The following is a 14,492-nucleotide window of genomic DNA, read 5'->3' as shown; positions in this document are numbered from 1 at the left end:
TTCAATGAAAGCACTGATACTGGCCGCAGGATTCGGCACACGGCTGTTGCCCCATACCCGCACCCTGCCCAAGCCCTTGTTCACCATCAACAATCACCCCGTGCTTGACCGGGTCATAGGCCAGCTCAAGGATGTGGGGTGCAGTCAAATTTTTATCAACACCCACCACCTGTCAGATAAAATTCGCGACTTTATCAGCGCCCATCCTGAACAGCAAGCGATTGAACTGGTTCATGAGCCTGTCATTCTGGATACCGGCGGGGCCATTGCCAATTTAAAAGACCAGCTCTCAGACGATGATTTTATTCTGGTCAACGCAGACATTGTCTGGGACCTTGATTTAGCTGCCGTGATTCAGGCACACAAGTCATCCGGGGCCCTGGCCACCTTAGTGGTTCATGATTTTTACAAATTCAATAAACTTTTGGTGAATCATGAAAACCAGATCCTTGATTTTGACCAGTCTCCTGACAAAGGGTTGGCCTTTACCGGTATCCAGGTTCTGAACCCGAAAATTTTTGACCATATGGACCAGGCCCGCATTTTTTCAAGTGTTGATCTGTATAAATCCCTTTGTCCTTCCGGCAAAGTTTATGCCTGTACGGTAAAAGATCACTATTGGACAGATATCGGCACCCCAAAAACCTATGAAGAGACCAGCCGTCAGTGTATGGCAGCAAAGATTTTCAACCTGCCCTATTCTGTGATCAATAAAATTAAGATATGTCCTCTGGCAGGAGACGGGTCGGACAGAAACTGGTTCAGGGCGGTTTACCGGGATCAAAGCCTTGTTTTGTCAGACCACGGCATTACAGAGAACCAACCAGAGAATCTTGCCCAGGTCGTAGCTTTTGTGGCCATTGGTCAACACTTAAACCGCCTGAACCTTCAGGTCCCCAAAATTCTGGGCAACGACAGAATATCGGGCCAGGTGGCCTTAGAAGACCTTGGGGATACCCATCTTGCAAATATGATCAAAGGAAAAGATGAACCCACCCTATTGTTCTGGTATCAACAGGTCATTGACGGGCTGGTCCGGTTTTCAAGGGAAGGGATCCGGGAATTTAACCCGGAGTGGACCTGTCAGACCCCAACCTATTCAAAGTCTCTGATCCTGGACATGGAATGCCGCTATTTTCTTGAGGCCTTTATCAAGGGGTATCTTGGAAAAGATGTTTCCTGGCAGGACTATGAAGCCGCGTTCATCCATATTGCAGACAATGCCCTGATTCACGGCGTTTCAGGCTTGATGCACAGGGATATGCAGTCAAAAAACATCATGGTCCACAAAAACCGGGTCTGGTTTATCGACTTTCAGTCTGCCCGCCAGGGCCCGATTCAATATGATCTGGCCTCACTTTTAATTGATCCCTATGTGACTCTGGCGCCCAAAATTCAGGAAAAACTGATGACCTATGCCCTGTCCAGACTCAAGATAAACGCCAAATCCCAGAAGGCCGAATTTGTACACAGCTTCAAGTACTGCTGCCTGACCCGGAATCTTCAGATCCTGGGCGCATTTGGTTTTTTAACCCGAAACAAAAACAAACCCGGGTTTGAATCCCATATTCCCGCGGCCCTGACAGGGCTTAAAGGCAGGCTTGAGGCCATGGATTCAAAAGCCTTAAACCCCTTAACCCGGCTTGTAAACCAAATTATAAGGAGTGAATATGAAAACCATCCCTGTAATGATTAACGGACTTCCCGGCAATGTGGCCCGGATCATGGCCTCTGCCGCCATTAAAGACTCCCGATTTCTTCTTGTCCCCTTTTCCCTCACAGGAGAGGATGTGGACGATAAAAGCCTGATAGTTGAGACAAAAAAGATTTCCCTTGTCAAACCCAGTGTCCGGGATCAGGAGATCAAACAAATTTTAAAGACCTATCCTGAATGTATCTGCGTGGACTATACCCATCCCAGTGCGGTCAATGCCAATGCCCAATTTTATACCCGGAATAATATCCCCTTTGTCATGGGCACCACCGGCGGAGACCGGGATCAACTTGAAGCCGTGGTGAAACAATCTTTGACCCCTGCTGTCATTGCACCGAACATGGCCAAACAGATTGTCGGGTTCCAGGCCATGATGGAATTTGCCGCCAACACTTTTCCCGGACTCTTTAAAGGATATACCCTTGAAGTCAGGGAAAGCCACCAGCAGGGCAAGGCTGACACCTCAGGCACAGCCAAGGCCATGGTCTCTTATTTCAACACCCTGGGGGCTGAGTTTAATATCGCTGAGATCCAGCAAATCCGGGACCCCAAGATCCAGGAAACCGAATGGAAAATCCCCAAACAACATTTGGGGGGGCATGGGTGGCATACCTATACCCTGAAGGCAGAGGACGGCTCTTCATTGTTTGAGTTCAAACACAATATCAACGGCAGAGAGATCTATGTCAGCGGCACCCTTGATGCGGTTGTCTTCTTGTCCACAAAAATTTGTGCAAAGGACAACGACAAACGCCTTTACTCCATGATTGATGTGATGACCCAGAACGGATAATCTTTATGAATCCGAGACTGAAAATCATCCTCATCCTTTTTGGACTGGCCTATCTTATATCCCCTTTTGATCTTATTCCGGACCTGCTTGTGCCCTGGGTGGGATGGATTGACGACAGCCTGGTTCTCTGGTCGGTCTATTACCTGATCCGGTACGGGGAACTGCCCTGGTTTTTGTTCAAAAAAAAGGCCGGCACCCCTTTTTCCGGCAGGCCCCAGGGAAACAAGGCATCAGGCAGACCAAAACCAAATCAGGCAGAATCGGATCAGGCAGAATCAGGCTCAAAAACCCAATCCCGGGCCAGGCCCAAAAACAGACCCAAATCAAAGGCAAACCCCAAGGAACAAGGACAGGATCCCCATAAAATCCTGGGCGTTCCTAAAACCGCTGCCTGGTCCGAGATCCAGGAGGCATATAAAATCAAAATCAAGCAGTACCACCCGGACAAACTCTCCCATCTCGGAGATGAATTTTCCGCACTTGCCAATGAAAAATTCCTGGAAATCCAGGCAGCCTAAGACCGATTGAAAAAGACACGAAAATGAAAGAGGTTCTGACCATTGAGCATCAAGGGAAAAAAAGACAAATCCAATTTGAATGGCAAGGCCAGGGTGATCCTGAAAATCCAACCCTGGTCTTTCTTCACCAGGGCCTTGGCAGTCTTGAGTCGTTCAAGGATATTCCAAAACAATTGTCAAAAGCCTGCCAGTGCAATACATTTACCTATTCCCGCTTAGGCTATGGCCAGTCAGACCCAATATCGCTTCCCCGAAAAATAAATTATCTGCACGTTGAAGCCCTCCGGATCCTGCCGAAAATTTTAGCCGCAGCCAAAATCAAATCCCATATTATTGTGGGCCATTCAGACGGCGGGTCCATTGGCCTGATTTACGCCGGCTCTGACAGGGCGAAAAATCTTAAGGCCATGGTCAGCCTGGCTGCCCATGTTTTTTGCGAACCCATTACCTTGAAAGGTATCCAAAAAACAAAAGAACGTTACCAAAAAGGAAATCTAAAATCAAAATTGTCACGCATCCACGGCCAAAACACAGACACCGCCTTTTGGGGATGGAACCAGGTCTGGCTGTCGCCCGGGTTTTGCCACTGGAACATTGAGCGGTACCTTAAATCCATTGACCTGCCGGTTCTGGCCATTCAGGGCACCATGGATCCTTACGGTACACAGGCACAGCTAAAGGCTATGAACAAGGGCATCAAGAATTGTAAAACCTGGCTTTTGGACCACTGCTACCATGATCCATTTATGGAACAGCCCAAACAGACCCTGGCAGCCATAACCCAATTTTTGGGCTCAATCCTTCCAGAACAAATAAAGACAGATCAAATAAAGAGCTAACCAAAGGGACAGCTTAAGTTAACAAATTTAGATGATCCGGTTGATACCGGTTGCCACATTATAGCAATAATCTCCCATCTTTTCATAGGAGGAGACCAGGGCGATGAAAAACACCCCTGCATCCACAGAGCAATCTCCGGCTCTCAAGCGTTGAATATGCTGGGACCGCATATTTTCCCTCATCTGATCAATGAGATCCTCATTGGCCAATGCTTTTTTATAAAACCCCTGGGATTTTTCCTTCATTTCATTGACCACAAGATCAAGAAACAGGTCTGACTGGTGTGAAATGGCCACAAGATCGCTGATTGCCTGATCACTGAACTGGATATTGGCATCATATACTTTTTCAAGCATTTTGGAGATATTTTCCATGGAATCCCCGATGCGTTCAATATTATTTGTGATGCGCATCATTTCCGAAATCTCCTTGGCCTCGGGCTCATTGACCTCCCCCTGGTAGATGGTGGTCAGATAGGAAATAATTATTTTCTGGCAGTCATCAATATGGGTTTCAACCGCCTCTCTTTCCCCGAGGACATCGTCATCCCTCCGGGCCAGGCAGGCCGAGACCTTTTTATTATTCATACTCACATAATCGGCATAATTGATAATCTCCCCTTTTACCTTTGCAAGCGCACCAATGGGCGAGTCCATAAAACTTGCATCAAACTGGGGCAGATTGTACCGCTCTTTTGAATCTTTTAATTTAGGAGACAAAAAAACTGTGAGTTTGACCAATTTAGGCAGTAAGGCCAGAAAAACCAAGGCATTGATCACGTTGAAAAGCGTATGCCCATTGGCAATATACCTTGAGGCATTGATGTACTCATTGTTGACCCGATGATCCACTGGCCCGGCACCCATATTCAGGGTAAGATGTTGTACCACCTCCACAAAATAAGGAAAGATAATTAAAATAATGCCCACGCCGGCAACATTGAAAATAGTATGGGCATTGGCGGTCTGGTGGGCTTCCCTGTTCTGGGATCCAAGGGTGGCCAATTGTGCCGTGATGGTGGTGCCGATATTTTCCCCGAGAACCAGGGCCAGGGCCGTGGGAAAACTTAACAGGCCCGAGGTTGCCAGGGCCATGGTCAGCCCCACGGTTGCAGAAGAGGATTGAACTGCCACGGTTAAAGCCGCTCCCATGGCCACGCAAAGCAATAGTCCGCCGACACTTTCCGTAGAAAATTTTGTAAAATAGGAGATGAACTGGGGATCGGTTTTAATGGGGGCCAGGCCATTTTTCATCACGGCCATGCCGAAAAAGAGCAGGCCAAACCCGAGGATGATATCACCGATATGACGGTAACGCCGCTTTTTTGAAAAATATTTAAGTCCCACGCCAAGGGCAATGGCCGGCAAGGCCGCCTCAGTGAGTTTAAATGCAATCAGCTGTCCTGTAATGGTGGTACCCACATTGGCACCGATGACCACGCCCACGGCCTGCTCAAGGGACATAATCCCGGCACTGACAAAACCGATGAGCATCACGGTGGTGGCTGATGAGGACTGGACCATGGCAGTAACGCCGGCCCCTGTGATACAGCCTATAATCCGGTTGGACGAGATGGCTTCCAGAATGCTTCTAATTTTCTGACCGGCAGTGGCCTGGAGACCTTCGGTCATCATTTTCATGCCGAGAATGAATAGCCCCAGCCCGCCCAACGTTTTGATCAATATGCCTGCTATGTCCACCCGCTTCTCCCCATGAGCTTTCAGAACCAATTGAAACCTAACACGACACTAACTAAAATCTAATATTTCGGCTCTGGTATACCCCAAATGGGCTTAATTTTCAATGCACAGATACGATCAATCTACCCTATATTATTTCAGAACATCGAGGATTTTATTTTTCAACCCTGCAAAGCCTTTTCCCTTAGTCTTTTTGGACGAACCCCATCCTGGTATCGATATGAATTAAATGCAGTTAAAAGAAAAAAAACAAGTGGATTGGTTCGGTTATTTGCATTCATTTTCCACATGGGGTAACATTTCCCTGTATAATATCCAATTATGTCATATTCCGAATCAAGACCATTTAGGGCATTTTTTTTGTCTGGTTTGCTCCGACATAGAAAGCGAGCCGGAAAACCCCTTTTCATTGAGGACAAAACAATGCAAATTCAAGAGATTCAACCCCTGGCACTCTGTTTGATATTCTTAACCGGAAATCTTATTTTCCTTTTTATGATCCTCAAAAAAAAAACCGACCATCCCCCCTCTAATCCTCAAAGACAGGAATAAAAACGTGTATGAGGTTAAACGCCCCGGCAAAATCATTAAACAAAAGGATTCTTAAACATTAAGATGGCACTTGATCCTGGCATGATCACCCCCTATCTGGGCCTGAGTCTGGTGGTTTTAATCTTGGTTTATATGATCAAACTGTCCAGAATCAAAAAATATGAGGCCAGCCTTGAAACACGGCAGCTTGAGACCTTTATTGACCGGGGATACCTTGACCTGTTTGACGACGACCACCATGATATCCTATACCTTGCCGCCACCAAGGGGGTTGCAGATCTTACGGCAAAGGCCCTGGAAAAGGGAGCCGATCCAAACCGGCTGTACAGGGGAAAAAACCTGCTTCATGTTCTGGCCAAAGATCATCTTGATGACACAGCGTCTGCCCTGGCCCTGCTCAAGGGCGGCGCCCTTGCCGACGGAAGCGAGGGGGTAAAAATAACCCCCCTGTGGCAGTCTGCTTTTTCAGACAACCCAGAGCTTTCAAGGCTGTTGATCGATTATGGGGCTGATCTCAATTTCAAAGCCCACACCTTCGGCACCACACCTTTGATGGCAGCCGTATTTAAAGGCTCGGTATCTGTCGGCCAGGTGCTGGTGGATGAAGGGGCAGATCTTTTTTTGTTTGACGAAAAAGGAAGGCAGGCCAAGGATTTTGCCCATACCAAGGACACAGATATCCCCCTGGCCACCCACAGGGCAGCAAGGATTTCGGCCCAAAAACATATCCATGATTATAAGGAATTGATTCGCCAAATTTTTAATTTAATGCAGGGAAAACCCTATGAATATGCCCCGTTCACTTGAACAATACCCCGAGGTCCAGAGTTTTGAAAATACTCTGGCTGCCCAAATCCACCGCCTAATTTTATTTTTACTTAAATAAGGGGATGTTCCGTGTTTTTTTGGCCACGAGCAAGGGACCAGATTGCGGTGCCTATCAAACGACGAATGAGGTGTACAGGACATACACCGCAGAGAGGAGCAAACCAAGGCAACGAAAAAGATGGTATGGTGGATCAGAATCTGACAATGGGATTGACAAACCCCCCTATCTTTGCCATAAGAGAAAATCTTAAATGACCATTGCCTAAGATAAGGAAAATTAATTGACCGGTATCAGCGAAGTGCTTGTTCTTCTCCTATTGATTACCTGCGTCCTGATCCTGCCAAGGATGCTCAAACCTGCCCCTAAAAATGTCAGGACCAAACCCGGGATCAAAGGATTTTCAATGAAAATGAGAGCAGGTGTTGTGGCCTCCGTTGTTTTCCCCATCCTCACTGCACTTTTGATGAAACCCTGGCAGGTCAACCCAACGCCATACATCTTCACCGGCATTCTTCCGGTGGTCGTCTGCTGGGGCATTGTCTGGATCCTGGCGGCCCGAAAAAAATAACCCTAAAATCAATATTGGTGTGGCCTTAACAACAGAATTGTTCATTTAATTCATTACTGTTTTCCATTTAATGATTTTAGTAATGAATTAAAAAGTTTAATTATTTTTATTGACACCTTTTATTTTATGGTTAATTTTCTTTTAACGTAAAAACAAACCGGCATAGCCGGCAACTTTAATTGAGTAGGAACCACCATGAGACTTGTAAAATATAACCCTTTAAACGATTTTAGCGTTTTCCAAAATACGTTCAATGATTTTTTCACCGATCCTGTGTTCAAATCAGCAGGCCCCAGGCCGTTAAGTTCTGCTGTGGATATCGTGAGTACAGATGAAACCGTTCTGCTGTTCGTGGAACTGCCCGGCCTGAAAAAAGAGGATATCCAGGTCAACATCGAAGACAAGGTGCTGACCATTTCAGGAGAACGCAAAGACACAGCCGAGGATACAAAAGAAAATTACCTTAGGCGGGAAAGAAAATTCGGCCAGTTTAAACGGGCCTTTACCCTGTCTGACGAAATCCTCAGTGATGAGGTCACAGCCGACTATGTTGACGGGGTGCTGAAGGTGACCCTTAAAAAAGAGACCACACCCCAGGAAGTCAAACAGATCACAGTCAACTGATCTTCATCTTTCAGGCCATTGCCCAAAGATAAAAACAAAACGCATCCATTTGCCCTGAACGGACAAATGGATGCGTTTTTTATTTTCAGCTACACCCAATGGATCTAGTGGTGTGAATCCTTGCTGTCATTCATTGTATCGTAGGCTGCCTTAACAATCACAAAGGTCATGCCAGCGCCGAGGATGGAGATGGCATACCAGAACCCGCCAAAGAAAATGGCATGTCCGACGTCCCAAGCCCATTCAAAACAAAATGGAAACATAGATATTCTCCTTTATTCTGCAGCCTCAACAGGCTTGTTCAGTTCAGGTTCCTGGGGAAATACCGGCAGATACCTGTAAGCTACGGCAATGAGCATAATGCCGTAGGCAACGGGCAGAACCGTGGTGGCCACTTCCTGCCAGGACGGGATATACAAGGCCCAGGTATCAAAGGACATGACCGGTACGGCCATGATCTGAAGCACCATCACCCACCGGTTCAGACAGACGCCGATCACCCCGAGGATGATGGCAATGGTCCGGGTTGTTGGGTTTTCACGGGTACTTTTGAAGACCAGAAGCAGCCCGGGAACCACACCACCGACAATAATTTCAGCAACCAGGATCCAATATCCGTAAAAGGCATTGTTGCTGAAAAAATGATCCAGGGTAAATCCAAGGCTGGGCACGGTCACGGTGGCCCAGTAAATGGTGTCGATTATCTTGGCAATGATATAGGTGGTGATCATCCAGCCTGAAATCTTTGCCAGAAGATGAACGGTTTTATCCGAGACCAGTTTCTTCCCGGTCACCATTTCTGTTATTTTGGTCACCAACAGGGTAAAGCAGGGGCCAAAGGCCGCAGCAGACCAGGTAAAGAGGAAAAAGGTCCAGGGCCAGATCAAAAGGCCTTCACGCACGGCAAAGGGACGTCCGAACATGACACCGGCAACCCCGCCCAGAGAGCCCTGGTGGAAAAAGCTCAAAAATGCGCCGGTGGCGGCAAAAACAGCCATAACCCCGTGCATGTTATGGGCCAGATGGTGAAAAAAAGGCACCTTGTTAGCCTGACGGTTTTCCAGGATATTGGGAATGAACTCAATGGTCAGCACGGCAAAGTAGCAGGAGAGACAAAAGGCCACCTCGGTGAGCATGGAATGAACATTGGCATGCCAGAAGATGAACCAGCCGCGCAAAGGCTGTCCAATATCAATGGCCAGGATCAACAGGGCCGAAGAATAGCAGATAAATCCGATGATCACGGCAAAATTGATGATATTTTTCAGCTCATCGATTTTAAAAATATATTTGAGCAGACCTGTAAAAAACGCTCCGCCACCCACAGCAATGACCGCCAAGTCTGCCCAGATCCAGAGGGCAAACCCGTAATAATCGTTCATATTGGTCTGGTTTAAGCCCTTAAACCAGCAAAGGAACATGGCATAAACGCCCCAGAGCAGGACGGCACCCACAATGGCCATCCCGATCATAAACTTGGGGAATTCGCACCGTTTTGCGCCTTCAGGTATTAATGCAGAATCCATATTTAATTACTCCTAAGTCTTGGATAGTTAATCATGGGATGACGACCCATGGTGATTCTTAACCTTATCCCATTCGCCATCAAGATAATTGTCCCCGGCCTTTCTCACCCATTCCCGTTCGGACATGTAATAGACCTTTGGGTTGGTGCCCAGGCGTTCTAACAGCCTGAATACTTTTGGGTTTCTGGATTTACCCACCACGTTTTTGTTCATGGGGTCGGGATGGGGATCGGGTTTTACAATCTGATGGACCTTGTGGGCCGGGTTGTTGAGATCTCCGAACACAATGGCACCGGCAGGACATGCCGTGGTGCATGCGGTCTGGTATTCCATCTCTTCAATTTCCCGTTCTTCCACATAGGCTTTTTCCTTGGCCAGCTGGTACCTGTGGTAGCAAAAGGAACACTTTTCAACCACGCCCCGCATTCTCGGGGAGACATTGGGGCTCAGGTAATTTTCCATGCCTTCGGGCCATGTGGGATCCCACCAGTTAAAATACCTGGCATGATAGGGGCAGGCCCCCATGCAGTACCGGCAGCCAAAGCAGCGGGTATAAATCTGGGAAACAATCCCGGTATCATATCCATAATCAGTTGCCGTTGCAGGGCATACGGAAACGCAGGGAGAATGTCCGTGGTCCCCAAGTCCGCCGCAATGCTGGCAGGGTCTTGGCATATAAACCACCTCAGTGTCCGGAAAGGATTTGCCGTTGGTCAGCTTGTATACCCGCATCCAGGTAATACTATCCTTTTTTCTGGATTCATCCTCCTTAAACGGAACATTATTTTCCGACATGCACGACACCATGCAGGAGCCGCATCCCGTGCATTTGTCCAGATCAATAACCATTCCGAACTTGTGTGCTTTTTTATCTTGTATCATCAGAACCTCTTAAAAGATTTCTTTTTCATATCAATTAGGCCTTGGAAATACTGGCTTTGATTCCAAAGGCGGCATCCAGTCCTGAACCGGGCTCAATTACCGGGCCTATCAAATCGTTCACATTTACACCCTTGCCAGCCACATATGGGTTGTCAAAGGCATGGCCCAGGCCTCTTACCATCCCGATGACACCCGGCATGATACCTTCGTTGTAATTCACTTTGACCTTGACGCTCTTCACCTGGGTTTTCAGCATGGCCGAACCGCCGTCCTTAAGGCCTTTGGCCCGGGCTGTCTCAGGATTGATTTCCACCAGGACGTCTGTTCCGGACAAGACCTTGTCTGATACAGTCTTCACGGCAAAGGGAGATGAGGCAACAGCAGAGCCTGAAATCCGCATATTATCAATGGGCATCAGGATAAACTCACCCTCGCACCCAGGCCTGATCGGGGCAGGATTTGAGGCCATAAAGGCAAAATCCGTTGCCGGGCTTTCCATGGGTGTGCCTTGGGAAATCACAGCATATCCCTCTTCGTTCAGTCCGTCCCAGATGCCTTCTGCCGCAGCTTCCAGGGCCTCGTCATAGGTCTCCCACTCAAAGCTTTCAGCAATGGTTCCACCCATGGCCTGGGCCAGAAGAATCAGGGCATCCCCTGGATTTTTGGTATTAAACACCGGGGCGACCATGGTCCGGGCAAGGCCGACCACCTGTTTGGCAAGGCCTGCGCCTGACGGCACATCTTCCAGTCTTTCAAGAAAGGTGGATGCGGGCAGGATCAGATCAGATGCCAAAGCGGTTTCATCCATAAAAGAGGAGAAACTGACAACAAAATCCACCTTTTTAAAGGCCTCTTTTACCCGTTCAGGGGTTTTAAGGGTGTAGCAGGGATTGGCATTATATACCAAAAGTGCATTGACCAGAGGCTTTGCAGAAGCAGAGAGCTTTTCAATCAGCTCATCAATGGAGTTGGCCAGTTTTTCTTTGCCAGCACCGGTTTCTGCCACCTCGTCCATGGAGGCTTCAGAAAAGGTTAAATAATCTGCCTTGGGCATGACAAAGGCCCCGCCCTCTTTGTTGAGGCGTCCTGCCAAGGCGTTGAGGGTCTGGACAGCTGCAAACTCTCTCAAGCTCTGGCCCTGATCTCCCCTGCCCCTTCCAGGCACGGCCACCGGCATTTTTGCCTTGGCAAAGGCCATGGCCAGTTTTTCAATATCGGCGGCTTTTACACCGGTAATGGCTTCCACTTTTTGGGGGGTATATTCAGAAGCAAGAACCGCGGTAAACCGGTTCAGCCCGCCGGTGAGTTGGCCGGGGACAAACAAATTCTTCTGAAGAAGAACCGAACAGAGGCCCAAGGCCAAATCCGCTTCGGTTCCCGGGTTTATCGGGATCCAGCGATCGGCATTGGCTGCGGTGTTGGAAAGTCTTGGGTCAATCTGGTAGAGCTCTGCATGGCGCTCTTTTCTTGAGGCATTGGCCTTGAAACAGGCCACAGGAGATCCCCAGCCTTCAATAATGCCGGCGCCGAAGCTCAAGACAAAATCTGAATTTTCAAGGTCAAACCCGATGGTATTGCCTTCACCGTGAAGGGTCTGGGCCGTAAGGGCCAGGTTTGCCTCAAGGCTGGGCATGGCATAGGCATTGGGAGAGCCAAAGGCATCCATGAACCGGTTAAAAAGTTTAGAAACCGACCCCTCCCGGGTACCTGTGACAAGCCCCAGGCTTTCGGGTGCACCGTTCTGCCGGATATCCCCAAGTTTCTGGGCTGCCAGGTCAATGGCCTCATCCCAGGAAATGGCTTCAAATTTTCCGGCTTTTTTTCTCATGGGGGTTTTAACCCGGGCAGGATCGTAAAGATACTGAAGACCTGCAATACCGTGGAGGCATGCACCACCGTTGTTCACGGGAAAGTCTGAGTCGCCTTCAATTTTTACGGGCCGCCCGTTTATTTTTCTAACACTGATGCCGCAACAGCCAGGACAAAGGCTGCAGACTGATTTATCATAGGTTATTTCACCGTCTTCTGGAACCGGGGTCCAGGGCCAGTTCTGGGTCCAGATGGAAGAATCATCTGTGAGCTTCACCAAAGCTGGAGAAACCGCAACACCCGCAGCTGCGCCAAGTCCCAATCCCAAGAAGCTTCGTCTATCAACTTTCATAAGTCATCCTTTATAAAGTTTGAAATTCTTGTCGTTGAGGCGCTATTTGTGACATTGGAAGCAATAGCCCTGATGGCCGGTTTCTTCCTTGTGACACTCTGCGCAGTCATCCATCTTCATCCGATCCCAGGAATTGGTTTTGATTCCCCAGATATTTTTGCCCCAGATATCACGGCTGTAGCCTGTGAGTCTGTTTTCTTCATAGGGCCGAGAAGAGGTGGATTCACCAATAGGACCATGACAGGTCTTACAATCCATGCCTGCCTTTGTAATATGCGCGGCATGGGAAAAATAAACACAATCCGGCTGTTTGGAATAGACCAGCCAGGGCACTTCTTTTTCTTTTGCCACATACTTCTGGGCAAAAATCGCTTCGTCCTCAGTCTCACCCATGGGTTCGTCTGTATGGCATTCCATACAGGACTCAAGATTGGGAAGGCCTGCAAAAGTGCCGTCTTCCCGAAGGTAATGGCAGGTTTCGCAATCACCGGTTTCAGCCGTGTGAAGAGCGTGGTCAAAATTAAAAGGTTGCTCTTTTTTAGAATAAAGCAACTTGGGAAAAAGCAGCCACCCGGAAAGGAAGCATATTAAAAATGCCACCATAAAAAAAATGACGCCCAGCCCTAAGCCTTTGTCATCTTTTGGACCATCGGCTGTGCATTCCTCTGCACCATCCATGGAACCATTTTCATCTTTGTTTTCTATTTCGCTCATGAAAACTCCATCAATGTTAAAAAGTTGATGTTACTATAACCGTCGGCCCCGGGTGCAAATCCCAAAGCCTCATATCTCGTGCGGACAGCAATCCCGTTGCTCCTCCGCAAAACGTCCAAAACATAAAATTTGGGTTAATCTATATAAATATCTGGATTTCTTGTCAAGGTATATTAGGAAAGGACAAGGCCGGGTCAAGCCCATAAAAAATATGTTTTGCTTCTTTTTTAAAGTCTATCCATAACTATGAAGTCCGGAAAGCAGGTAATTCACTCCAAAATAGGTAAAAAGAACCGCCACAAACCCGATAATGGAAACAAGGGCAAGATTTCTGCCCTGCCATCCCCTCATCAACCTTAGATGAAGAAAAATGGCATAAACAAACCAGGTGATCAAGGACCAGGTTTCCTTGGGATCCCAGGACCAGTATTTGCCCCAGGCAGAATTGGCCCAAACCGCCCCTGTGATAATACCGATGGTTAAAAATAAAAACCCGAATACAATCATCTGATAGGTCATCTCATCAATGATTTCCCAGTCCGGCAGCCGGGCAAATATGGACACCCCATCGGGATCCTTGGGTTTGATAAAATACATAAAGCTGAACCCGAATGCCAGGGCAAAGCCTGCATATCCTAAAAAGCAGGTGATCACATGGGCAATGAGCCAATTGGACTTCAAGGCAGGAATCAAGGGGCTGATCTTTGAAGAGATCGAGGGATCAAAAGAGGCATAGGCAATGGCCAGAAAGATTAAAGGAGAGACAAACACCCCGATAATGCTTTCCCTGTACTTGAATTCAACAAAAATATACAGGGCCGCCACGGTCCAGGAAAAAAAGACCAGAGATTCGTACATGTTGGAAAAAGGGGCATGGCCGTATCCCATCTGGTAAGACTCCACCCATCTTAAAAGGATTCCCCCTGTATTGGCCACCAACCCGATCACAATAACCCATACCCCTAATTTGGCAAGCACCTTTTTTTTGAATGAAAATGATCCGATATAGAACACCGATGCCAGGGCATAAATAAATGTTGCTGCGGATAAAAGTAAAGAAGAGTTCATGGG

Annotated in this window: 14 protein-coding genes; 7 read left to right on the top strand and 7 right to left on the bottom strand. The window is 47.8% G+C overall.

The features are described 5' to 3' along the window. The first annotated feature begins 4 nt into the window (after window positions 1–4). From HUN05_14460 to HUN05_14445, 4 genes are read left to right on the top strand one after another with little or no spacing between them, the layout of a single operon-like run. On the top strand, window positions 5–1,696 hold the full coding sequence (locus tag HUN05_14460) for a phosphotransferase (protein WDP86180.1): 1,692 nt from the start codon (window positions 5–7) through the stop codon (window positions 1,694–1,696). Next, window positions 1,671–2,507, top strand: coding sequence for a dihydrodipicolinate reductase (gene dapB / locus HUN05_14455; GenBank protein ID WDP86179.1), 837 nt, complete (start codon window positions 1,671–1,673; stop codon window positions 2,505–2,507). Before HUN05_14460 ends, dapB begins: the two co-directional genes overlap by 26 nt. Before the next feature lie 5 nt (window positions 2,508–2,512). Beyond that, a complete protein-coding gene (locus tag HUN05_14450) occupies window positions 2,513–3,025 on the top strand; it encodes a DUF1232 domain-containing protein (protein ID WDP86178.1) in 513 nt (170 codons plus the stop codon). A gap of 23 nt (window positions 3,026–3,048) precedes the next feature. Further along, window positions 3,049–3,864, top strand: coding sequence for an alpha/beta fold hydrolase (locus HUN05_14445; GenBank protein ID WDP86177.1), 816 nt, complete (start codon window positions 3,049–3,051; stop codon window positions 3,862–3,864). 27 nt (window positions 3,865–3,891) lie between these two features. Here the strand turns inward: HUN05_14445 and HUN05_14440 are convergent, their stop codons facing one another. Beyond that, entirely contained in the window at window positions 3,892–5,565 is a 1,674-nt protein-coding gene (locus HUN05_14440; protein ID WDP86176.1) for a Na/Pi cotransporter family protein, read from the bottom strand. 615 nt (window positions 5,566–6,180) lie between these two features. Between HUN05_14440 and HUN05_14435 the strand changes: the two genes are divergently transcribed. The 3 genes from HUN05_14435 (at window position 6,181) to HUN05_14425 (ending at window position 8,138) form a co-directional block, all read left to right on the top strand. Then, complete coding sequence (locus HUN05_14435) at window positions 6,181–6,924, top strand: hypothetical protein (GenBank protein ID WDP86175.1); 744 nt, start codon at window positions 6,181–6,183, stop codon at window positions 6,922–6,924. A 302-nt stretch (window positions 6,925–7,226) separates the two neighbouring features. Next, window positions 7,227–7,514 carry a hypothetical protein gene (locus HUN05_14430; GenBank protein WDP86174.1) on the top strand — a complete coding sequence of 96 codons (288 nt, stop codon included), beginning with the start codon at window positions 7,227–7,229 and terminating at the stop codon, window positions 7,512–7,514. A 195-nt stretch (window positions 7,515–7,709) separates the two neighbouring features. After that, the gene (locus HUN05_14425; GenBank protein WDP86173.1) at window positions 7,710–8,138 is read left to right on the top strand and encodes an Hsp20/alpha crystallin family protein; all 429 of its coding nucleotides are present in this window, start codon (window positions 7,710–7,712) and stop codon (window positions 8,136–8,138) included. 104 nt (window positions 8,139–8,242) lie between these two features. Here the strand turns inward: HUN05_14425 and HUN05_14420 are convergent, their stop codons facing one another. The 6 genes from HUN05_14420 to ccsB form a co-directional block, all read right to left on the bottom strand. Further along, entirely contained in the window at window positions 8,243–8,401 is a 159-nt protein-coding gene (locus HUN05_14420; GenBank protein WDP86172.1) for a hypothetical protein, read from the bottom strand. A 12-nt stretch (window positions 8,402–8,413) separates the two neighbouring features. Continuing rightward, on the bottom strand, window positions 8,414–9,664 hold the full coding sequence (gene nrfD / locus HUN05_14415; GenBank protein ID WDP86171.1) for a polysulfide reductase NrfD: 1,251 nt from the start codon (window positions 9,662–9,664) through the stop codon (window positions 8,414–8,416). 27 nt (window positions 9,665–9,691) lie between these two features. Next, a complete protein-coding gene (locus HUN05_14410; protein WDP86170.1) occupies window positions 9,692–10,546 on the bottom strand; it encodes a 4Fe-4S dicluster domain-containing protein in 855 nt (284 codons plus the stop codon). A 34-nt stretch (window positions 10,547–10,580) separates the two neighbouring features. Then, window positions 10,581–12,707: a molybdopterin-dependent oxidoreductase gene (locus HUN05_14405; protein ID WDP86169.1), complete on the bottom strand. Its 2,127-nt coding sequence runs from the start codon at window positions 12,705–12,707 to the stop codon at window positions 10,581–10,583. Between the two features lie 42 nt (window positions 12,708–12,749). Next, entirely contained in the window at window positions 12,750–13,421 is a 672-nt protein-coding gene (locus tag HUN05_14400; protein WDP86168.1) for a cytochrome c3 family protein, read from the bottom strand. 234 nt (window positions 13,422–13,655) lie between these two features. Continuing rightward, a complete protein-coding gene (gene ccsB / locus HUN05_14395; GenBank protein ID WDP86167.1) occupies window positions 13,656–14,489 on the bottom strand; it encodes a c-type cytochrome biogenesis protein CcsB in 834 nt (277 codons plus the stop codon). Window positions 14,490–14,492: the final 3 nt, after the last annotated feature.

The organism is Desulfobacter sp. (genome assembly GCA_028768545.1).
Taxonomy (GTDB): domain Bacteria; phylum Desulfobacterota; class Desulfobacteria; order Desulfobacterales; family Desulfobacteraceae; genus Desulfobacter.
Note: the sequence above shows the minus strand (reverse complement) of the source record. Positions and strands in the feature narration are given on the sequence as shown.